The sequence below is a fragment of the Rummeliibacillus suwonensis genome (genome assembly GCF_007896435.1).
In the GTDB taxonomy this organism is placed as follows: Bacteria; Bacillota; Bacilli; order Bacillales_A; family Planococcaceae; genus Rummeliibacillus; species Rummeliibacillus suwonensis.
Genome location: NZ_VCBL01000003.1, coordinates 176,854 through 198,163 on the forward strand (window position 1 = coordinate 176,854; position 21,310 = coordinate 198,163).

The 21,310-nt window shown below is 38.0% G+C and carries 21 protein-coding genes and 1 other annotated feature; all 21 genes read left to right on the forward strand.

What is annotated here, in order from left to right:
* The 21 genes from cysS (at nucleotide 1) to rpsJ (ending at nucleotide 21,289) form a co-directional block, all read left to right on the forward strand.
* Nucleotides 1-1,404 carry a cysteine--tRNA ligase gene (gene cysS, locus FEU33_RS16255; RefSeq protein WP_146550534.1) on the forward strand — a complete coding sequence of 468 codons (1,404 nt, stop codon included), beginning with the start codon at nucleotides 1-3 and terminating at the stop codon, nucleotides 1,402-1,404.
* Between the two features lies 1 nt (nucleotide 1,405).
* Complete coding sequence (locus FEU33_RS16260; protein ID WP_280524869.1) at nucleotides 1,406-1,831, forward strand: Mini-ribonuclease 3; 426 nt, start codon at nucleotides 1,406-1,408, stop codon at nucleotides 1,829-1,831.
* Complete coding sequence (rlmB, locus tag FEU33_RS16265) at nucleotides 1,824-2,570, forward strand: 23S rRNA (guanosine(2251)-2'-O)-methyltransferase RlmB (protein WP_146550535.1); 747 nt, start codon at nucleotides 1,824-1,826, stop codon at nucleotides 2,568-2,570. The genes FEU33_RS16260 and rlmB overlap by 8 nt, the downstream gene beginning before the upstream one ends.
* An 11-nt stretch (nucleotides 2,571-2,581) precedes the next feature.
* Nucleotides 2,582-3,091, forward strand: coding sequence for an NYN domain-containing protein (locus FEU33_RS16270; RefSeq protein ID WP_146550536.1), 510 nt, complete (start codon nucleotides 2,582-2,584; stop codon nucleotides 3,089-3,091).
* A gap of 68 nt (nucleotides 3,092-3,159) precedes the next feature.
* Entirely contained in the window at nucleotides 3,160-3,801 is a 642-nt protein-coding gene (gene sigH, locus FEU33_RS16275; RefSeq protein WP_146550537.1) for an RNA polymerase sporulation sigma factor SigH, read from the forward strand.
* Nucleotides 3,802-3,888: 87 nt separating this feature from the next.
* Nucleotides 3,889-4,035, forward strand: a complete 147-nt coding sequence (rpmG, locus tag FEU33_RS16280; RefSeq protein ID WP_146550538.1) for a 50S ribosomal protein L33 — start codon at nucleotides 3,889-3,891, stop codon at nucleotides 4,033-4,035.
* Between the two features lie 41 nt (nucleotides 4,036-4,076).
* Nucleotides 4,077-4,262, forward strand: coding sequence for a preprotein translocase subunit SecE (gene secE, locus FEU33_RS16285; protein ID WP_146550539.1), 186 nt, complete (start codon nucleotides 4,077-4,079; stop codon nucleotides 4,260-4,262).
* Nucleotides 4,263-4,361: 99 nt separating this feature from the next.
* Complete coding sequence (gene nusG / locus FEU33_RS16290) at nucleotides 4,362-4,895, forward strand: transcription termination/antitermination protein NusG (RefSeq protein WP_146550540.1); 534 nt, start codon at nucleotides 4,362-4,364, stop codon at nucleotides 4,893-4,895.
* A 175-nt stretch (nucleotides 4,896-5,070) separates the two neighbouring features.
* Entirely contained in the window at nucleotides 5,071-5,496 is a 426-nt protein-coding gene (gene rplK / locus FEU33_RS16295; protein ID WP_146013888.1) for a 50S ribosomal protein L11, read from the forward strand.
* Nucleotides 5,497-5,624: 128 nt separating this feature from the next.
* Complete coding sequence (rplA, locus tag FEU33_RS16300; protein WP_146550541.1) at nucleotides 5,625-6,320, forward strand: 50S ribosomal protein L1; 696 nt, start codon at nucleotides 5,625-5,627, stop codon at nucleotides 6,318-6,320.
* A 46-nt stretch (nucleotides 6,321-6,366) separates the two neighbouring features.
* Nucleotides 6,367-6,513 (forward strand) — a sequence feature (ribosomal protein L10 leader region).
* Nucleotides 6,514-6,545: 32 nt separating this feature from the next.
* On the forward strand, nucleotides 6,546-7,046 hold the full coding sequence (rplJ, locus tag FEU33_RS16305) for a 50S ribosomal protein L10 (RefSeq protein WP_146550542.1): 501 nt from the start codon (nucleotides 6,546-6,548) through the stop codon (nucleotides 7,044-7,046).
* A 71-nt stretch (nucleotides 7,047-7,117) separates the two neighbouring features.
* Nucleotides 7,118-7,477: a 50S ribosomal protein L7/L12 gene (gene rplL / locus FEU33_RS16310; protein ID WP_146550543.1), complete on the forward strand. Its 360-nt coding sequence runs from the start codon at nucleotides 7,118-7,120 to the stop codon at nucleotides 7,475-7,477.
* A gap of 75 nt (nucleotides 7,478-7,552) precedes the next feature.
* A complete protein-coding gene (locus tag FEU33_RS16315) occupies nucleotides 7,553-8,152 on the forward strand; it encodes a class I SAM-dependent methyltransferase (RefSeq protein ID WP_146550544.1) in 600 nt (199 codons plus the stop codon).
* Nucleotides 8,153-8,393: 241 nt separating this feature from the next.
* Nucleotides 8,394-11,945: a DNA-directed RNA polymerase subunit beta gene (gene rpoB / locus FEU33_RS16320; protein WP_146550545.1), complete on the forward strand. Its 3,552-nt coding sequence runs from the start codon at nucleotides 8,394-8,396 to the stop codon at nucleotides 11,943-11,945.
* 130 nt (nucleotides 11,946-12,075) lie between these two features.
* Nucleotides 12,076-15,678 (forward strand): DNA-directed RNA polymerase subunit beta', encoded by a 3,603-nt coding sequence (rpoC, locus tag FEU33_RS16325; protein ID WP_146550546.1) that lies wholly within the window; start codon nucleotides 12,076-12,078, stop codon nucleotides 15,676-15,678.
* Between the two features lie 162 nt (nucleotides 15,679-15,840).
* Nucleotides 15,841-16,089: a ribosomal L7Ae/L30e/S12e/Gadd45 family protein gene (locus tag FEU33_RS16330; RefSeq protein WP_146550547.1), complete on the forward strand. Its 249-nt coding sequence runs from the start codon at nucleotides 15,841-15,843 to the stop codon at nucleotides 16,087-16,089.
* A gap of 99 nt (nucleotides 16,090-16,188) precedes the next feature.
* A complete protein-coding gene (rpsL, locus tag FEU33_RS16335; protein ID WP_102693539.1) occupies nucleotides 16,189-16,608 on the forward strand; it encodes a 30S ribosomal protein S12 in 420 nt (139 codons plus the stop codon).
* 35 nt (nucleotides 16,609-16,643) lie between these two features.
* Entirely contained in the window at nucleotides 16,644-17,114 is a 471-nt protein-coding gene (gene rpsG, locus FEU33_RS16340) for a 30S ribosomal protein S7 (RefSeq protein ID WP_102693540.1), read from the forward strand.
* Between the two features lie 42 nt (nucleotides 17,115-17,156).
* On the forward strand, nucleotides 17,157-19,238 hold the full coding sequence (fusA, locus tag FEU33_RS16345) for an elongation factor G (protein ID WP_146550548.1): 2,082 nt from the start codon (nucleotides 17,157-17,159) through the stop codon (nucleotides 19,236-19,238).
* 146 nt (nucleotides 19,239-19,384) lie between these two features.
* Entirely contained in the window at nucleotides 19,385-20,572 is a 1,188-nt protein-coding gene (tuf, locus tag FEU33_RS16350; protein WP_146550549.1) for an elongation factor Tu, read from the forward strand.
* A gap of 408 nt (nucleotides 20,573-20,980) precedes the next feature.
* A complete protein-coding gene (rpsJ, locus tag FEU33_RS16355) occupies nucleotides 20,981-21,289 on the forward strand; it encodes a 30S ribosomal protein S10 (RefSeq protein WP_119415300.1) in 309 nt (102 codons plus the stop codon).
* Nucleotides 21,290-21,310 lie beyond the last annotated feature (21 nt).

The following is a 21,310-nucleotide window of genomic DNA, read 5'->3' on the forward strand; positions in this document are numbered from 1 at the left end:
ATGGGTATTCAAATTTTTAACTCATTAACACGTGAAAAAGAACCATTTGTACCTCTTGAAGAAGGTAAGGTTAAAATGTATGTATGTGGTCCAACTGTATACAACTACATTCATATAGGAAATTCACGTCCTGTTATCGTTTATGATACAGTGCGTCGCTATTTAACATATCGCGGTTATAAAGTTACTTATATTTCCAACTTTACGGACGTGGATGATAAAATTATTAAAGCGGCAAATGAGTTAGGAGAAGAAGTTTCAGAACTAACAGAACGTTTTATTAAAGCTTATTTTGAGGATATTACAGCTCTTGGATGTCAAAAAGCAGATGTACACCCTCGTGTAACAGAACATATGGATGAAATTATTGAATTCATTGGTGTGCTGATTGAAAAAGGCTATGCTTATGAATCTCAAGGGGATGTGTATTATCGTACTCGGAAATTTAAAGACTACGGTAAATTATCACATCAATCTGTTGATGATTTGAAAATTGGCGCTCGAATTGAAGCAGGGGAAAAGAAAGAAGATGCACTAGATTTTGCACTCTGGAAAGCGGCAAAACCTGGTGAAATTTTCTGGCATAGTCCTTGGGGCGATGGTCGTCCAGGATGGCATATCGAATGTTCTGTCATGGTACACAGTCATTTTGGTGATACGATTGATATCCATGCAGGTGGTCAAGATTTGACATTCCCCCATCATGAAAATGAAATCGCCCAATCAGAAGCTTATACTGGTAAAACTTTTGCCCGTTATTGGATGCATAACGGTTATATTAATATCAATAACGAGAAAATGTCAAAATCTCTTGGTAATTTTATCTTAGTACATGACATTATTCGACAAATTGACCCACAAGTATTACGTTTCTTTATGCTGTCAGTCCATTATCGTCATCCTATTAATTTTTCACAAGATCTAGTGGAGGCAGCGGCAGCTGGTTTGGAACGTATCCGTACTTCTTATAACAACTTAAAATACCGCCTAAATGCTACTGCTAATTTAGGTGAAAAAGAACAATCTTGGTTAGATGCCATTCAGCAAGAACGTCAAAATTTTGAAGTGGCAATGGATGATGACTTTAATACGGCAAATGCAATTGCAGCTCTATTTAGCCTATCTACAGAGGCCAATAAATATCTCAATGAGACGAATACAAACGAAGAAATATTAAAAGCATTTATCCATACATTAAATGAGCTTTCCAATGTGCTAGGTATTAAACTTGAAGAAAAAGAAGAGTTGTTGGATGAAGAAATTGATGCATTAATAGAAGAACGTCAGCAAGCAAGGAAAAATCGTGATTTTAAACGGGCTGATGAAATTCGGGATCAACTAAAAGACATGAATATTATTTTAGAAGATACGCGCCAAGGCGTTCGATGGAAACGAGGTCAATGAAGTGGGAGAACTTCGTCATGCAGATGTAAAACAGTTGAATGCACTAGCTTTAGCGTATATGGGCGATGCAGTATTAGAAATAGCCATTCGTGAACATTTACTTAGAGCTGGACGTGTGAAACCTAATATTCTTCATCGTGAGGCAACACATTATGTCTCTGCAAAAGCACAATCCATGGTCATTCATCAAATGATAGATGAGCATTATTTTACAGAAGAAGAAATGGCTGTGTTAAAACGCGGCCGTAATGCTAAATCAGGTTCTGTACCTAAAAATACAGATGTCCAAACCTATAATTATAGCTCGGCTTTTGAAGCAGTTCTTGGTTTTTTATACTTAACAGGGCAACAGGCACGCGTTGATGGGATTATCCGATATGCTATTCAAATAGTCGAAAATAAGAGAGAGGTGTCGAAAAATGGCTGAATCATCAAAAGAAATCATTGCAGGAAAAAACCCAGTACTTGAGGCACTTCGATCTACAAGAGATATCAATAAGATTTGGATCGCAGAAGGTGTCAAAAAAAGTGGTATTAACGAATTGCTTCATTTAGCAAAAGAACGTGGCATAATCGTACAATTCGTTCCAAAGAAAAAGATTGACCAATTATCTTCTGAAAATCACCAAGGGATTGTTGCTTCTGTAGCTGCTTATAATTATGCGGAATTAGATGATCTTTTTAAATTGGCGGAAGCGCGAGGAGAAGATCCGTTTTTCATCATTTTGGATGAATTAGAAGACCCACATAATCTGGGTTCCATTATGCGGACAGCTGATGCCGTTGGTGCGCATGGTATTATTATTCCAAAGCGCCGTTCGGTTAGTTTAACAGCGGTTGTTGCTAAGGCTTCAACGGGTGCTATTGAATATATTCCAACTGTGCGTGTCAACAATTTATCGCAAACGGTGGAAGAGTTAAAAGAACGTGGTGTTTGGATTGCAGGTACAGATGCAAAAGGATCTATCGATTATCGTCAAATGGATGCCACAATTCCACTTGCTATCATTATTGGTAGCGAAGGTCGTGGCATGAGCCGTATCTTAAAAGAAAAGTGCGATTTTCTATACAATTTACCGATGATAGGTCATGTTACATCATTAAATGCCTCTGTAGCTGCTTCTTTATTGATGTATGAAGTATTCCGTAAACGTCAAAAAGTTTAAGGTGACTGCTGATGAACATACTCATAGTTGATGGCTATAACATTATTGGTGCATGGAAGGAATTACAAATATTAAAAAAACATAAGCTAATAGATGCAAGAGATCGACTGATAGAGTTAATGGCAGACTATCAAGCCTATTCAGGAATGCGTGTCATCGTCGTTTTTGATGCATATCTAGTCCCTGGTACTGCAACAAAGGTAAAGCAACATAATGTCGAAATCATTTATACTAGAGCAAAAGAAACTGCAGATGACCGTATTGAAAAGCTTACAGCAGAACTGGCCAATAAGCGGAGCAAAATTTATGTAGCTACTTCAGATATGGCTGAGCAAAATGTTATATTTGGAAACGGGGCTTTGCGAAAATCAGCCCGTGAATTTGAAATCGAATTGCAAAATGTACGTACTCAAATTTCTCAAAAAGTAAAAAAAATTCAGGTTCAAAGACCGAGTTCTAAAATACCGTTATCAGATGAAGTTTTAGAAAAATTCGAAAAAATGCGGAGAGGGAATAAATGATCGATTGACTGATATTTTCCAATTCCGTTATACTGTTTCTAAATAGTTCGCACAATTGGGGTGATACTTTGTTAACAAGTGATCATTTACATGTTCAGCATCAAAAATTAAAAAATTTGATGGATGAGCAATTAGTAGAGTTGGCACGTAATGGGGATACAGAGGCATTGAATTTTCTGATCAACAAATATAAGCCATTCGTGCGTTTAAAAGTAAAATCTTATTTTTTAATTGGTGCTGATAAAGAAGATATTGTGCAAGAAGGTATGATTGGATTATATAAAGCGATTCGAGATTTTAAAGATGATAAACTGGCTTCTTTCAAAGCTTTTGCCGAACTTTGTATCAAGCGTCAGATTATTACTGCGATTAAAACAGCTACAAGGCAGAAGCATATTCCACTTAATTCATATGTTTCGTTAGATAAGCCCATATTTGAAGAAGAATCGGCAAAAACATTGATGGATATGCTTACGGGGGCGACTATAGATGATCCTGAAAAGTTAATGATTCATCGCGAAGAGTTTAATCGTCTAGAAGAAAAAATCAGTCAAGTATTGAGTAGTTTAGAGCGTCAAGTTTTGGCCCTTTATTTAGAGGGATGTTCTTATCAAGAAATATCTGCACGATTAGATCGTCATGTAAAGTCAATCGACAATGCATTGCAACGCATTAAGCGAAAATTAGAGCGCCATCTAGAAGTAGAATAGTAGTTTTATAAGGTTAAGGGGTTAGTTGACAGCTTGTATAATAGATGATAGGCTTTTAAAAGGACAAATCCGTAAAAGGTGATAACCATGGTACAAAAGGTCGCTCTAAGCTGTGAGAAATGCGGGGCTAGAAATTATCATGTGCCCGTAGCGAAAAACAACTCAAAGAGAATGGAACTTAAAAAATATTGTTCGCATTGTAATGAGCATACATTACATAAACAGACTAAATAATACAATTCGTTATAGATAATTATATTCGGAGGTTTGGTTGGATGGGAAAATTAGGTAAATTTTTCCGTGGTGTTCTATCGGAAATGAGAAAAACAAGTTGGCCGAGACGTAAAGAGTTGACGAAATATACAATTATTGTTGTGACAACTTTATTGTTCATGGCTGCATTTTTCATGGTAATTGATTTAGGTGTTTCTAAATTATTGCGCTGGTATTTAGAGTTGTGATTTAATAAAATTAATATGTTTGGATAGCCCGTGTGTTGTAACGGGTTTTTTCATTTTGCCTTTTAGAAAAGGAGGGAAGGACGAACAGTCCTATCTATTATGGAGAAAAATTGGTATGTCGTTCATACTTATTCAGGTTATGAAAACAAAGTAAAAGCAAACCTAGAAAAACGTGTTGAAACAATGGGGATGCAAGATAAAATCTTTCGTGTCATTATTCCGGAAGAACAAGAAACTGAAATAAAAGACGGTCGCAAAAAAACATATATGCGCAAAACCTTCCCAGGTTATGTTCTAGTCGAACTAGTGATGACAGATGATGCTTGGTATGTTGTTCGTAATACACCAGGTGTTACCGGATTCATAGGTTCCTCAGGTGGTGGGGTAAAACCAACACCATTATTACCTGAAGAAGTTGAATCAATTCTACAACAAATGGGTGAAAACGAAGCAAATGTTGATCTAGATTTTAATGTTGGTGACCTAGTAGAAGTTCTAGAAGGACCTTTTGCTCATTTCCAAGGAATCGTTAATGAGATTATTACTGATAAGGGTAAAGTCAATGTAACGGTGGATATGTTTGGACGCGAAACGAGAATGGAACTTGATTTTGATCAAGTCCTAAAAGTTTAAATATAAGGCACTTGCCTTGCATTTTAAAAAGTGGTATCATTTCATAGGTCATACTGTGAAAATCTATCACATGTGATATAGTAATTTTTAATGTTATCGGATTAAGCCGACAGACAGATATTGAGTGGGAGGGGCAACCCAATTACCACATCACGGACTTAAGGAGGTGTGTCTCGTGGCTAAAAAAGTTGTTAAAGTTGTAAAACTTCAAATCCCAGCTGGTAAAGCAAACCCAGCACCACCGGTAGGACCTGCATTGGGTCAAGCAGGCGTTAACATCATGGGATTCTGTAAAGAATTCAATGCTCGTACTGCAGATCAAGCAGGGTTAATTATCCCAGTTGAGATTTCTGTATTTGAAGATCGTTCATTCACTTTCATTACAAAAACTCCACCAGCAGCAGTATTACTTAAAGTAGCAGCTGGTATTAAATCAGGTTCAGGTGAACCGAACCGTAAGAAAGTAGCTACAGTGAAACGTGATAAAGTACGCGAAATTGCTGAAACAAAAATGCCTGATTTAAATGCAGCATCAGTAGAAGCTGCTATGTCAATGGTAGAAGGTACTGCACGTAGCATGGGTATTGTGATCGAAGACTAATCCCATTACTTGATAAAGTATTGTTTTTGGAGGTTGCGATTGTTTCTTATAGTGATATTTGAAACGCGCAGCCTTTATTCGTGGGAGGTTTTAATCCGTTACAACCACAATCAAGGAGGAAATATAAAATGGCTAAAAAAGGTAAAAAATTGCAAGATGCAGCTAAATTAGTTGAACGTAACCAACTTTATACAGTTGCTGAAGCAGCTGAACTTGCTAAAAAAACAAGCACTGTTAACTTTGATGCAACAGTTGAAGTAGCATTTAACTTAAACATCGATACTCGTAAAAATGACCAACAAATTCGTGGAGCAGTTGTACTTCCAAATGGTACTGGTAAAACTCAACGCGTTTTAGTTTTCGCTAAAGGTGAAAAAATTAAAGAAGCGGAAGCAGCTGGTGCTGATTACGTAGGCGATGCAGAATATATCCAAAAAATCCAACAAGGCTGGTTTGACTTTGATGTAATCGTTGCAACTCCAGATATGATGGGTGAAGTTGGTAAACTCGGTCGTGTATTAGGACCTAAAGGCTTAATGCCAAACCCTAAAACGGGTACAGTTACTTTTGATGTAACAAAAGCAGTTAATGAAATTAAAGCTGGTAAAGTTGAATACCGTGCTGATAAAGCAGGTATCATTCACGCTCCTGTTGGTAAAGTATCATTCGAAGCTGACAAATTAGCTGAAAACTTATCAACTTTAATTGACGTAATCCTTAAAGCAAAACCTGCTGCAGCAAAAGGTACTTACGTCAAATCTTTACATGTAACTACTACAATGGGGCCATCTATTAAAGTTGATCCATTATCAGCAGCTAAATAATTTTTGATTGACAAAGTATTTATCATTTGTTATGATGGATAGCGTTGTGAATCATCCATTTGTACCGTAGACCGTAGGGGCGATAGAACATCGCTTAATCATCCTACCGAGGTCAAAGGAACTCGGATTCTTATTTTAGATGATGAATTTCCGCCTCTTGTCTACTATGGCAAGAGGCTTTTCTTTTGTCGGTATAAATGACCCATTCTTATAGGAGGTGTCAAGATGAGCGAAGCAGTTGAAGCTAAACAAGCTGTTGTTCAAGAAATCGCTGACAAATTTAAAAGTGCAGCATCCGTAGTAGTAGTTGACTACCGCGGACTTACAGTAGCTCAAGTTACTGAACTACGTAAACAATTACGTGAAGCTGGCGTGGAATTAAAAGTATATAAAAATACTTTAGTTCGCCGTGCTACTACAGAAGTCGGCCATGAAGAATTGAATGAAGTTCTTACAGGCCCTAACGCAATTGCATTTTCTGCAGAAGATGTTGTTGCACCAGCACGCATTATCAACAAATTTGCGAAAGAAAATGAACAACTAGAAATTAAAGCTGGTTTAATCGAAGGTGCATACGCAAGTGTTGAAGAAATTAAAGCATTGGCAGAACTTCCATCTCGCGAAGGTTTACTATCTATGCTACTTTCTGTACTTCAAGCACCAATCCGCAATTTAGCTCTTGTAACAAAAGCTGTTGCAGAACAAAAAGAAGAACAAGGCGCTTAATATTTTTTGCTGCTTAGTTTTGAAGAATGAATATCATATAAAATATACATTTGTATAGGAGGAAATTTATAATGAGTAAAGAGCAAATCTTAGAAGCTGTTAAAGCTATGACAGTTCTTGAATTAAACGATTTAGTAAAAGCAATCGAAGAAGAATTTGGAGTTACTGCTGCTGCTCCTGTAGCAGTTGCTGGTGGCGCTGCTGCTGCTGCAGAAGAAAAAACAGAATTTGATGTTGTTTTAACTGGAGCTGGAGATTCAAAAATTAAAGTAATCAAAGTGGTTCGTGAAATCACTGGTTTAGGTCTTAAAGAAGCTAAAGAATTAGTTGACAATGCACCTAAAGCTCTTAAAGAAGGCGCTGCTAAAGAAGAAGCTGAAGAAATCAAAGCTAAACTTGAAGAAGTTGGCGCATCTGTAGAAGTTAAATAATTTCTATTGATTGTAAAAAGCTCGTCAATTCTGGCGGGCTTTTTCTTTACCTTTAGATGATGGAGGGTATTATTCTTGTCAGAACATTATTATTCCAAAAAGCCTCAAGTAGAGAGCAAACCGCGTAGATGGAATTTTACACTTCGGGGATTTTCTTTTGTTTTTGAAACAGATGCAGGGGTTTTTAGTAAAAGCGAAGTAGATTTTGGTTCCCGTGTGTTAATTGATAGTTTTGAGATGCCAGCTGTTGCAGGATGTATTTTAGATGTAGGCTGTGGATACGGACCGATTGGATTGTCAATTGCAAAAAGTTATCCGAATCGTATAATTCATATGATGGATGTTAATGAACGAGCGGTTCATCTAACAAAGAAAAACGCTGAATTGAACGGGGTTCAAAATGTACAGATCTATGAGAGTGATGCACTTTCATCTGTTCAGGAAGAACAAATCGCTGCTGTTTTGACAAATCCTCCGATTCGAGCAGGAAAAAAAACAATCTTTAAATTTTATGACGAAGCTCATGAAAAACTAGCAAATTCAGGCGAATTATGGATTGTCATTCAGAAAAAACAGGGTGCGCCATCTACTATAGAACATTTGAAATTAAAATTTTCGGAAGTGGAAATAGTAGAAAAGAGAAAAGGATATTGGATTATCAAAGCAATAAAATAAATTTGTTAAAACTTATGGATTGACTTGACAAAAACGCTGTGATAATATAATACAATGCAAAAATATTAATTTGAGGGCGTTTGCCTATTGACTGAGAATGTAATAGCAAGAGCTTTCGAATTTAACTTTAGTTAATCGAAAATGAGCTCAAACGAACTCGTTTTCTTTTTGTCTTTCGTTATCATACAACATTTATATGATTTCTGAAAGATCTATTATCGCTTTATGAGGGGTGAATGAGTTGACAGGTCAACTAGTTCAGTACGGACAACACCGCCAGCGTAGAAGCTTTGCGCGTATTAAAGAGGTGCTAGAACTTCCGAATCTGATTGAGATTCAAACTGCATCTAACGAGTGGTTTCTTGAAGAAGGTTTGCGTGAAATGTTCCGTGACATTTCGCCGATTGAAGATTTTACAGGAAATCTATCACTGGAATTCGTCGACTACAATCTCGGAGAACCAAAATATGATGTCGATGAATGTAAACAACGTGATGTGACTTATGCAGCACCATTACGTGTAAAAGTACGTCTTCTTAACAAAGAAACAGAAGAAGTGAAAGAACAAGAAGTATTCATGGGCGATTTCCCGCTTATGACAGAAACTGGTACTTTCATTATCAACGGCGCAGAACGAGTTATTGTCTCACAATTAGTAAGATCACCAAGTGTATACTACCATGATAAAACAGATAAAAACGGTAAAAAAGGTTTTGGTGCAACAGTCATTCCTAACCGTGGTGCTTGGCTTGAATACGAAACAGATGCAAAAGATGTCGTTTATGTTCGTATCGACCGTACACGTAAATTACCGATCACAGTGCTTTTACGTGCATTAGGCTTCGCATCTGACCAAGAAATCATCGAATTAATCGGTGATAACGAATTTTTACGTAACACATTAGAAAAAGATAATACAGATAGCACAGAAAAAGCGCTATTAGAAATTTATGAACGTCTACGTCCTGGTGAACCACCAACAGTAGAAAGCGCAAAAAATCTGTTGTATTCTCGTTTCTTCGATCCAAAACGCTATGATTTAGCCAATGTTGGTCGTTACAAAATGAACAAAAAGCTTCATATCAAAAATCGTCTATTCAACCAAACCATCGCTGAAACTTTAGCGGATCCTGAAACAGGCGAAATTTTAGTGGAAGCTGGAACATTAATCGATCGTCGTGTATTAGATCGTTTAATCCCATATTTAGAAAACGGTGTTGGCTTCAAAACGGTTTCTAAAGTTGGTGGCGTGCTTGAAGATGATATTCAACTTCAAGAAATTAAAATTTACGCTCCAAATGACGAATCACAAAAAATTATAAAAGTAATCAGTAATGCTTATGTTGCTGAAGAAGTGAAACATATCACTCCTGCTGATGTAGTAGCATCTGTCTCTTATTTCTTTAATTTGTTGTACGGTGTAGGAGGCACAGACGATATCGACCATTTAGGTAATCGTCGTCTACGCTCTGTAGGTGAACTTCTACAAAATCAATTCCGTATCGGGCTATCTCGTATGGAACGTGTCGTACGTGAACGCATGTCTATCAATGATACGGCGTCTATCGTACCGCAACAATTAATCAATATTCGTCCAGTAATTGCAGCTATTAAAGAATTCTTTGGTAGTTCTCAATTGTCCCAATTCATGGACCAAACAAATCCGCTAGCCGAATTAACGCATAAACGTCGTCTATCAGCTCTAGGACCTGGTGGTTTAACACGTGAACGTGCTGGTTTTGAAGTACGTGATGTTCACTATTCTCACTATGGTCGTATGTGTCCGATTGAAACGCCAGAAGGTCCAAACATTGGTTTGATCAACTCACTTTCAAGTTATGCGAAAGTGAACAAATTTGGTTTTATTGAAACACCATATCGACGTGTAGATCCTGAAACAGGTTGTTTAACGGATCATATTGATTATTTGACTGCAGACGAAGAAGACAACTATGTAGTTGCTCAAGCAAACTCACCATTAAATCCTGATGGTTCTTTTACTGAAGAAGAAGTTGTTGGTCGTTTCCGTGGTGATAACTCTGTATTCAAACGTGAAACAATCGACTACATGGATGTATCTCCAAAACAAGTAGTATCTGCGGCAACAGCATGTATCCCATTCTTAGAAAACGATGACTCAAACCGTGCTCTTATGGGTGCCAACATGCAACGGCAAGCAGTTCCTTTGTTAAATCCGGAAGCTCCATTCGTTGGTACTGGTATGGAACATGTAAATGCGCGTGACTCAGGTGCTGCAGTAGTTGCAAAATATGCAGGTATTGTTGAACACGTTGAAGCTCGTTCCATTCATGTGCGTCGTATTGAAGTCATTGATGGTAAAGAAGTAAAAGGCGATTTAACAAAATATAAATTACAAAAATTTGTACGTTCTAACCAAGGTACAAGTTACAACCAACGTCCATTAGTAAAAGTGGGCGAACGTGTTCAACCGCGTGATATTCTTGCAGATGGTCCTTCAATGGAACGCGGAGAATTAGCACTTGGTCGAAACGTAGTCGTAGCATTTATGACTTGGAATGGCTATAACTATGAAGATGCCGTTATTATGAACGAACGCCTTGTGAAAAATGACGTTTATACTTCTGTCCATATCGAAGAATACGAATCTGAAGCTCGTGATACAAAGCTTGGACCTGAAGAAATTACTCGTGATATTCCAAATGTCGGAGAAGAAGCGTTACGTAACCTTGACGAACGTGGTATTATCCGCATTGGTGCTGAAGTAAATGATGGCGATATTTTAGTGGGTAAGGTAACTCCTAAAGGTGTGACCGAACTAACTGCTGAAGAACGTTTACTACATGCGATCTTTGGTGAAAAAGCTCGTGAAGTTCGTGATACTTCTTTACGTGTTCCTCACGGTGCTGGTGGTATTGTTCTTGATGTTAAAGTCTTCAATCGAGAAGATGGCGATGAATTATCTCCTGGTGTTAACCAAATGGTTCGTGTCTATATTGTTCAAAAACGTAAAATCCGCGTTGGGGACAAAATGGCTGGACGTCATGGTAACAAAGGGGTAATCTCTCGTATCTTACCTGAAGAAGATATGCCATTCCTTCCAGATGGTACTCCAGTTGACATCATGTTAAATCCATTAGGTGTGCCATCTCGTATGAATATCGGACAAGTTTTAGAGTTGCATTTAGGTATGGCTGCTCGTTACTTAGGAATTCATATGGCAACACCTGTATTCGATGGTGCTACAGATGAAGATGTATGGAAAACGATGGAAGAAGCTGGCATGAATCGTGACGGTAAAACGATTCTTTATGATGGACGTACAGGTGAACCATTTGATAACCGTGTATCCGTCGGGGTTATGTATATGATCAAACTGGCTCACATGGTCGATGATAAACTTCATGCTCGTTCTACAGGTCCTTACTCACTCGTTACGCAACAACCGCTTGGTGGTAAAGCGCAATTCGGGGGACAACGTTTCGGTGAAATGGAAGTTTGGGCTCTTGAAGCATATGGTTCTGCTTATACGCTTCAAGAAATCTTAACTGTAAAATCCGATGACGTAGTAGGACGTGTGAAAACTTACGAAGCTATCGTTAAAGGTGAAAGCGTCCCCGAACCAGGTGTTCCGGAATCTTTCAAAGTATTAATCAAAGAACTTCAATCTTTAGGTTTAGATGTGAAAATGCTAACAATCAATGATGAAGAAATTGAATTACGTGATAGTGAGGATGACGATCTTCAACCAAATGATTCGTTTAATATTACTTCAAACAGTGATAAAGAAGCATCAGTAGTGTCTCCTGAATAATTTATATTTGCAGTATTGGGGATGTTGGACAGATCATTTATGGGCTGTCCTCCTTCCTGTTTTATCAATAAATCAGTCGTCGAGCTAAGAAAAGTCATTTAAGACTTCATAATAAAGGGAGGTAGGCTCCTTGATAGACGTTAATAATTTTGAGTATATGAAAATCGGTTTAGCTTCACCTGATAAAATTCGCTCATGGTCTTATGGAGAAGTCAAAAAACCAGAAACTATTAACTATCGTACACTTAAACCAGAAAAAGACGGTTTGTTCTGCGAACGCATTTTCGGACCTACAAAGGACTGGGAATGTCATTGTGGTAAATACAAACGTGTACGCTATAAAGGCGTAGTTTGTGACCGTTGTGGTGTAGAAGTAACACGTGCAAAAGTGCGTCGTGAACGTATGGGCCATATTGAATTAGCTGCTCCAGTTTCACATATTTGGTACTTTAAAGGTATCCCAAGTCGTATGGGACTGATTTTAGATATGTCACCTCGTGCACTTGAAGAAGTAATCTACTTTGCTTCCTATGTAGTAATTGATCCAGCAGATACCTCGCTTGAGAAAAAACAATTGCTTACAGAAAAAGAATACCGTGCATATCGTGAAAAATATGGTAATACTTTTGAAGCAGCAATGGGTGCAGAAGCAATCAAACAATTACTTCAAGAAATTGATCTTGATAAAGAATCAGAAGCTCTTAAAGAGGAACTGAAAACTGCTCAAGGTCAACGTCGTACGCGTGCTATTAAACGATTAGAAGTTGTTGAATCATTCCACCACTCAGGTAATCGCCCTGAATGGATGATTTTAGATGTACTACCTGTAATTCCTCCAGAATTACGCCCAATGGTGCAACTAGATGGTGGCCGTTTTGCAACATCCGATTTAAATGATTTGTATCGTCGTGTCATTAACCGTAACAATCGTTTAAAACGCCTTCTTGATCTTGGAGCACCTGGAATCATTGTTCAAAATGAAAAACGTATGCTTCAAGAAGCAGTAGATGCTTTAATCGATAATGGACGTCGTGGCCGACCAGTTACTGGTCCTGGTAATCGTCCATTAAAATCTCTTTCACATATGTTAAAAGGGAAACAAGGTCGTTTCCGTCAAAACTTACTTGGTAAACGTGTTGACTATTCCGGTCGTTCTGTTATCGTAGTAGGTCCATATTTGAAAATGTACCAATGCGGTCTTCCAAAAGGTATGGCAATCGAGTTGTTTAAACCTTTCGTGATGAAAGAACTTGTTGAACGCGGTTTAGCGCACAACATTAAATCAGCAAAACGTAAAATTGAACGTATGCATCCAGAAGTATGGGATGTCCTTGAAGATATCATTAAGGAACACCCTGTATTACTAAATCGTGCACCGACTCTTCACAGACTTGGTATCCAAGCGTTTGAACCAACTTTGGTGGAAGGAAAAGCAATTCGCCTTCACCCATTAGTATGTACAGCATATAATGCCGACTTCGATGGTGACCAAATGGCGGTTCACGTTCCATTATCAGCTGAAGCACAAGCTGAAGCACGTTTATTAATGCTTGCAGCACAAAACATTTTGAACCCTAAAGACGGTAAACCAGTTGTAACACCTTCTCAAGATATGGTATTAGGTAACTATTATTTAACACTTGAACGTCAAGGTGCTGTTGGGGAAGGTACAATTTTCTTCGGACCAGAAGAATTAAATATTGCTTATCAAAATCACGAGGTACATTTGCATTCTCGGATCGCGATCAAAGCTTCTTCTTTAAACAATAAAACATTTACTGAAGAACAAAACCAAAAGTTATTGATTACAACGGTAGGTAAAGTTATTTTCAATGAAATCCTTGATGATGCTTTCCCATATATCAATGAGCCAACAACTGCAAACTTACAAAATGGAACACCAGATAAATATTTTGTTCCGACTACAACTAATGTGAAAGAACACATAGCTGCTCAAGAAATTATTAAACCATTTACGAAAAAATATCTAGGTAAAATCATTGCTGAAGTATTTGCTCGTTATCATATTACTGAAACATCTAAAATGCTTGACCGTCTAAAAGATCTTGGTTTCCACTATTCTACTAAAGCCGGTATTTCAATTGGTATTTCAGATATCATCGTATTACCTGGTAAACAAGAAATTTTGCATCATGCACAAGAACAAGTAGATAAAGTAATGAAGCAATTCCGTCGTGGTTTAATTACGGAAGAAGAACGATATGATCGTGTTATTTCATTCTGGAGTGCTGCAAAAGATGAAATCCAATCTAAATTGATGGACTCACTTCCTGCGGATAACCCAATCTTTATGATGAGTGACTCTGGTGCCCGTGGTAACGCATCTAACTTCACTCAACTTGCTGGTATGCGTGGTCTGATGGCTAACCCGGCTGGTCGTATTATCGAACTTCCAATCAAATCTTCATTCCGTGAAGGTTTAACGGTATTGGAATACTTTATCTCTACTCACGGTGCTCGTAAAGGTCTTGCCGATACAGCCCTTAAAACAGCCGATTCAGGTTATCTTACTCGTCGCTTAGTGGATGTTGCGCAAGATGTTATTGTTCGTGAAGATGATTGTGGTACTGACCGTGGTTTGACTATTACTTCTTTAAAAGAAGGAACAGAAATCATCGAAACATTAGAAGAACGTGTTACTGGTCGTTATGCTAAGAAAACCATTCGCCATCCAGAAACGAATGAGGTAATTGTAGCTAGAGATGAATTGATCACACCAGAATTGGCTCGTCAAATCGCTGAAGCTGGTATCGAAGAAGTAACCATCCGCTCTGCATTTACATGTAATACAAAACATGGTGTATGTAAAAAATGTTATGGTATGAACTTAGCAACTGGTGACAAAGTTGAAGTGGGTGAAGCAGTTGGTATCATTGCTGCTCAATCTATCGGTGAACCAGGTACACAATTAACCATGCGTACATTCCACCAAGGTGGTGTGGCAGGTGCCGATATCACTCAAGGTCTTCCACGTATTCAAGAAATTTTCGAATCACGTAACCCTAAAGGGCAAGCTGTCATCACAGAAATTGCTGGGGTTGTATCTGAAATTGATGAAGTTCGCGAAGGTCAAAAAGAAATTACAGTTACAGGTGCAGTAGAAACTCGTAAATATTTGGCTCCTTACAATGCACGTTTAAAAGTACAAGTAAACGATGAAGTAAAACATGGTCAAATTCTTACAGAAGGTTCTATTGACCCTAAAGAATTATTGAAAGTAACAGATGTTTCAACTGTAGAAGAATACTTATTAAAAGAAGTTCAAAAAGTATATCGTATGCAAGGGGTTGAAATTGGTGATAAGCACGTCGAAGTAATGGTTCGTCAAATGCTTCGTAAAGTGCGTGTTATCGAAGCTGGTGAAACAGAATTACTTCCAGGTACTTTACTTGATATCCACCAATTCTCTGAAGCAAATGCTGAAGCCGTACAGGAAGGAAAGATCCCTGCAACATGTCGTCCGGTTATCCTTGGTATTACAAAAGCTTCGCTTGAAACAGAATCATTCTTATCTGCTGCATCATTCCAAGAAACAACACGTGTCCTAACAGACGCTGCAATTAAAGGTAAACGTGATGAATTACTTGGTCTTAAAGAAAATGTTATCTTAGGTAAACTTGTTCCAGCTGGTACAGGTATGCAACGTTATCGTCAAATTAAAATTGCAGAACCTAAAGAAGAAAAAACCGAAGAAACACTTGCTGCTGAGTAGTAGTTAAACTTTCAAGGAGAAGCTAATCACTTCTCCTTGAAAAATTTTTTCAAATCATTTATTGACTTTAAGCACTGAATAAAATTATTGACAATGGTCAATATGAATGGTATTATATTTCAGGTTGATAGTTGATTGTCTATCATTTCGGAGGATATGCAAATGTCTTATGAAAAAGTCAAACAGGCTACCAAAACAATCGTTGGTATGAAACAAACAGTTAAAGCATTACAGACTGGTCATGTTACTGAAGTTTTCGTTGCTCTAGATGCAGACGTTCGAATGACCAAGCGCGCAGTGCAATTAGCACAAAATAAGGGCATTCCCGTCGTATTAGTAGACTCGAAAAGAGAACTCGGTAGAGCCTGCGGAATTCATGTAGATGCTGCAGTTTGTGCGATCGCTGAATAACAGTTTTTGCGATGATTACGCAAAGGCTTTGTTTTTTGCCTTAAAATGAACCACCTGGATGTGTGGATTTAAGAATTATGATGAAGGGAGGAAAAATCGATGCCTACAATTAACCAATTAGTACGTAAGCCTCGCCAATCCAAAAGTAAAAAATCAAAATCACCAGCATTGAACAAAAGCTATAACAGCTTTGCAAAATCATTGACTGATGTTAACTCACCACAAAAACGCGGTGTTTGTACACGTGTTGGTACAATGACTCCTAAAAAACCAAACTCAGCATTACGTAAATATGCTCGTGTGCGTTTAACAAACCAAATCGAAGTGAATGCTTACATTCCTGGTGAAGGTCATAACCTACAAGAACACAGTGTTGTTCTTATTCGTGGTGGTCGTGTAAAAGACTTACCAGGGGTACGTTATCACGTTGTACGTGGTGCATTGGATACTGCTGCTGTAAACGGTCGTATGCAATCTCGTTCTTTATATGGTGCTAAAAAACCAAAAGAAAAAAAATAATGAAAAAAAGTTTTTAACTGAAAGGAGGAAAACAAATGCCTCGTAAAGGTCCTGTTTCCAAACGTGACGTGTTACCAGATCCAATTTATAATTCAAAACTAGTAACTCGTTTAATCAATAAAATGATGGTAGATGGTAAAAGAGGTACTTCTCAAAAAATCTTATACGGAGCTTTTGAATTAGTCAAAGAACGCTCAGGTAAAGATCCACTAGAAGTATTCGATGCTGCATTAAACAATGTGATGCCAGTTCTTGAAGTTCGTGCTCGCCGTGTAGGTGGTGCCAACTATCAAGTACCAGTAGAAGTACGTCCAGAACGTCGTACAACACTTGGTCTTCGTTACCTAGTAAATTATTCTCGTCTTCGTGGTGAAAAAACGATGGAAGAACGTTTAGCTAACGAAATCCTAGATGCTTCTAACAATACTGGTGCATCCGTTAAAAAACGCGAAGATATGCACAAAATGGCAGAAGCAAACAAAGCGTTCGCTCACTACCGTTGGTAATCGCAATTTAATCTTAATCCATTATGGAAGGAGAAAGACAGCATGGCTAGAGAGTTCTCTCTTGAGAAAACTCGTAATATAGGAATCATGGCTCATATTGATGCTGGTAAAACAACAACAACTGAGCGTATCCTTTATTACACTGGTAAGATTCACAAAATTGGTGAAACTCATGAAGGTGCTTCTCAAATGGACTGGATGGAGCAAGAACAAGAACGTGGTATTACAATCACTTCTGCTGCTACAACAGCTCAATGGAAAGGTCACCGAGTTAACATCATCGACACACCAGGACACGTAGACTTCACTGTTGAAGTTGAACGTTCTCTTCGCGTACTTGATGGTGCTGTTACTGTACTTGATGCACAATCAGGTGTAGAACCACAAACTGAAACTGTATGGCGTCAAGCTACAACATACGGCGTACCACGTATCGTATTTGTTAACAAAATGGATAAAATCGGTGCCGACTTCTTATATTCTGTAAAAACTTTGCATGAACGTTTAGAAGCCAATGCTCACCCAATCCAATTACCAATTGGTGCTGAAGATGAATTCCACGCAATCATCGACCTTGTAGAAATGAATACAACATTCTACAAAGAAGGCGATGATGGTTCTCACGCTGAAATTGGTGAAATTCCAGAAGAATACAAAGCACAAGCACAAGAATATCATGAAAAGTTAATTGAAGCGGTTGCTGAACTAGACGAAGATTTGATGGAAAAATACTTCTCTGGTGAAGAAATTACAAAAGAAGAATTAAAAGCTGCTATTCGTAAAGCTACTTTATCAGTAGAATTCTTCCCTGTAACTTGTGGTACTGCATTCAAAAACAAAGGTGTTCAATTAATGCTAGATGCTGTAATTGATTATCTACCAGCTCCAACTGACGTAGCTTCTATCAAAGGTACTTCAGTGGACGGTGACGAAGAAATCGTACGTCATTCTTCAGATGAAGAACCATTTGCTGCATTAGCATTCAAAGTTATGACTGACCCTTATGTTGGTAAATTAACTTTCTTCCGTGTGTACTCTGGTGTTCTTGAATCAGGTTCATACGTACAAAACTCTACAAAAGGTAAACGTGAACGTGTAGGTCGTATCCTACAAATGCACGCTAACCACCGTGAAGAAATCGACAAAGTATACGCAGGAGATATTGCTGCTGCTGTCGGCTTAAAAGCAACTACTACTGGTGACACCCTATGTGATGAAAATAATTTAGTTATTCTTGAATCTATGGAATTCCCAGAACCAGTTATTTCTTTATCTGTAGAACCAAAATCAAAAGCTGACCAAGATAAAATGGGGCAAGCTTTACAAAAATTACAAGAAGAAGACCCTACTTTCCGTGCACATACGGATACTGAAACTGGTCAAACCATCATCTCTGGTATGGGTGAACTTCACTTAGATATCATCGTTGATCGTATGAAACGTGAATTCAAAGTTGAAGCTAACGTAGGTGCTCCACAAGTATCCTATCGTGAAACATTCCGCACTGGTGCCCAAGTTGAAGGTAAATTCGTACGTCAATCTGGTGGTCGTGGTCAATATGGTCACGTTTGGATCGAGTTTGAACCAAACGAAACAGGTAAAGGCTTCGAGTTTGAAAATGGAATCGTTGGTGGGGTAGTTCCTCGTGAATATGTGCCAGCTGTAGAAGCAGGTCTTAAAGACGCTTTACAAAATGGTGTACTTGCCGGATTCCCAGTAATCGACGTAAAAGCAAAATTATTCGATGGTTCTTACCATGATGTCGATTCAAATGAAATGGCATTTAAAGTGGCTGCTTCACTAGCAGTTAAAAATGCAGTTTCTAAATGTAACCCAGTTCTATTAGAACCAGTTATGAAAGTAGAAGTTGTAATGCCAGAAGAATATCTTGGTGATATTATGGGTAACATCACTTCTCGCCGTGGTCGCGTAGAAGGTATGGAAGCTCGCGGTAACGCTCAAGTTGTTCGTGCAATGGTTCCACTTGCTGAAATGTTTGGTTATGCAACAACTTTACGTTCAGCTACACAAGGTCGCGGTACTTTCTCAATGGTGTTTGACCATTATGAAGAAGTTCCAAAATCTATTAGTGAAGAAATCATTAAACAAAACAAAGGTGAATAAGATTCCATCATTTTTTGATTGAATTTTACCTACTTATCAAGTATAAATAACATGTAAGCTATGTCATCTTTAAGAAGTAGGCCTCTATTTCTTGAAGGTGCATAAGCTATAAATCAAAACTTAAAACACTGAGGAGGCAATTTAAAATGGCTAAAGAAAAATTCGATCGTTCTAAAACACATTGTAATATTGGTACAATTGGACACGTTGACCATGGTAAAACTACTTTAACTGCTGCAATCGCTACAGTTCTTTCTAAAAAATTAGGTGGAGAAGCTAAATCTTACGATCAAATCGATAACGCTCCTGAAGAAAAGGAACGCGGTATCACTATCAATACTTCTCACATTGAATATGAAACTGAAAAACGTCACTATGCTCACGTTGACTGCCCAGGACACGCTGACTATGTTAAAAACATGATCACTGGTGCTGCTCAAATGGATGGTGCGATCCTAGTAGTATCTGCTGCTGATGGTCCAATGCCACAAACTCGTGAACATATTCTTTTATCACGCAACGTTGGTGTACCTTACATCGTAGTATTCTTAAACAAATGTGATATGGTAGACGATGAAGAATTACTAGAATTAGTTGAAATGGAAGTACGTGACCTATTATCTGAATATGGTTTCCCTGGCGATGATGTTCCAGTCATCAAAGGTTCTGCTCTTAAAGCTCTTGAAGGAGATCCAAAATGGGAAGAAAAAATCGTTGAATTGATGGACGCTGTTGACGAATATATCCCAACTCCAGAACGTCAAACTGATAAACCATTCATGATGCCAGTTGAAGATGTATTCTCTATTACTGGTCGTGGTACAGTTGCTACTGGTCGTGTAGAACGCGGTCAATTAAAAGTTGGTGACGTAGTTGAAATCGTAGGTATTTCAGAAGATACTAAACAAACAACTGTAACTGGTGTTGAAATGTTCCGTAAATTATTAGACTATGCTGAAGCAGGCGATAACATCGGTGCTTTATTACGTGGTGTTGCTCGTGAAGACATTCAACGTGGACAAGTATTAGCTAAACCAGGTTCAATCACTCCACATACTAAATTTACAGCTGAAGTTTATGTATTATCAAAAGAAGAAGGTGGCCGTCATACTCCATTCTTCTCTAACTACCGCCCACAATTCTATTTCCGTACAACTGATGTAACTGGTGTTATCACTTTACCAGAAGGTACTGAAATGGTAATGCCTGGCGATAACACTAAAATGAATATCGAATTGATTCACCCAATCGCTATTGAAGAAGGTACACGTTTCTCAATCCGTGAAGGTGGCCGTACAGTAGGTTCAGGTGTCGTATCAGCTATCGAAAAATAATTTTAGATAACAATCGATCATTATTTTTTATAAAGTCATCCCGAGTGCACACGGGATGGCTTTTTGTATGTTCAAAATAAGTTATTCCATCAATAATTTTTCAGAAGATTTTCGAAAAAATGTATGACGAAAAAAGAATATAAAATCATTGTCAAAATCAATAATATTTAATATACTGAGAAACGTGAAAACAGAGCATTAAAGAAGAGTCAAGAAAATCTCCAACATTGAAAAGAATATAGTGAAATTCCTTGCTTATTCATTATGATATGTGTATAATGATAAATGTTGGTCTTTGACTGCGATGAAGCGGGAGGTTGCCGGCACACCCGGCCGCATTGCCATGGCGAGTGTGTGGGAAATTTCCGTGGAGAATGTCTAGGAAATAGGCGAAAAGGAGGGAAAATAATGGCAAAACAAAAGATTCGTATTCGTTTAAAAGCATATGATCACAAGATTCTCGATCAATCCGCTGAAAAAATTGTGGAAACTGCTAAACGCTCAGGTGCAAGTGTATCAGGTCCGATACCACTTCCAACTGAAAAATCTGTTTACACTATTCTTCGTGCGGTTCACAAATATAAAGATTCTCGTGAACAATTTGAAATGCGTACTCATAAACGTCTAATCGATATCGTTAACCCAACACCACAAACTGTTGATGCGTTAATGAAATTAGATTTACCATCAGGCGTTGATATTGAAATCAAACTATAATGGTAAAGTAAAATAAAATGA

Coding starts and splice junctions, on each gene's coding strand:
- rpmG (WP_146550538.1), top strand. CDS start 3,889: ATGGTACAAAAGGTCGCTCTAAGCTGTGAGAAATGCGGGGCTAGAAAT.
- rpsL (WP_102693539.1), top strand. CDS start 16,189: ATGCCTACAATTAACCAATTAGTACGTAAGCCTCGCCAATCCAAAAGT.
- FEU33_RS16270 (WP_146550536.1), top strand. CDS start 2,582: ATGAACATACTCATAGTTGATGGCTATAACATTATTGGTGCATGGAAG.
- secE (WP_146550539.1), top strand. CDS start 4,077: ATGGGAAAATTAGGTAAATTTTTCCGTGGTGTTCTATCGGAAATGAGA.
- rplL (WP_146550543.1), top strand. CDS start 7,118: ATGAGTAAAGAGCAAATCTTAGAAGCTGTTAAAGCTATGACAGTTCTT.
- rplJ (WP_146550542.1), top strand. CDS start 6,546: ATGAGCGAAGCAGTTGAAGCTAAACAAGCTGTTGTTCAAGAAATCGCT.
- FEU33_RS16330 (WP_146550547.1), top strand. CDS start 15,841: ATGTCTTATGAAAAAGTCAAACAGGCTACCAAAACAATCGTTGGTATG.
- nusG (WP_146550540.1), top strand. CDS start 4,362: ATGGAGAAAAATTGGTATGTCGTTCATACTTATTCAGGTTATGAAAAC.
- rplA (WP_146550541.1), top strand. CDS start 5,625: ATGGCTAAAAAAGGTAAAAAATTGCAAGATGCAGCTAAATTAGTTGAA.
- fusA (WP_146550548.1), top strand. CDS start 17,157: ATGGCTAGAGAGTTCTCTCTTGAGAAAACTCGTAATATAGGAATCATG.
- rlmB (WP_146550535.1), top strand. CDS start 1,824: ATGGCTGAATCATCAAAAGAAATCATTGCAGGAAAAAACCCAGTACTT.
- rpsJ (WP_119415300.1), top strand. CDS start 20,981: ATGGCAAAACAAAAGATTCGTATTCGTTTAAAAGCATATGATCACAAG.
- tuf (WP_146550549.1), top strand. CDS start 19,385: ATGGCTAAAGAAAAATTCGATCGTTCTAAAACACATTGTAATATTGGT.
- rpsG (WP_102693540.1), top strand. CDS start 16,644: ATGCCTCGTAAAGGTCCTGTTTCCAAACGTGACGTGTTACCAGATCCA.
- cysS (WP_146550534.1), top strand. CDS start 1: ATGGGTATTCAAATTTTTAACTCATTAACACGTGAAAAAGAACCATTT.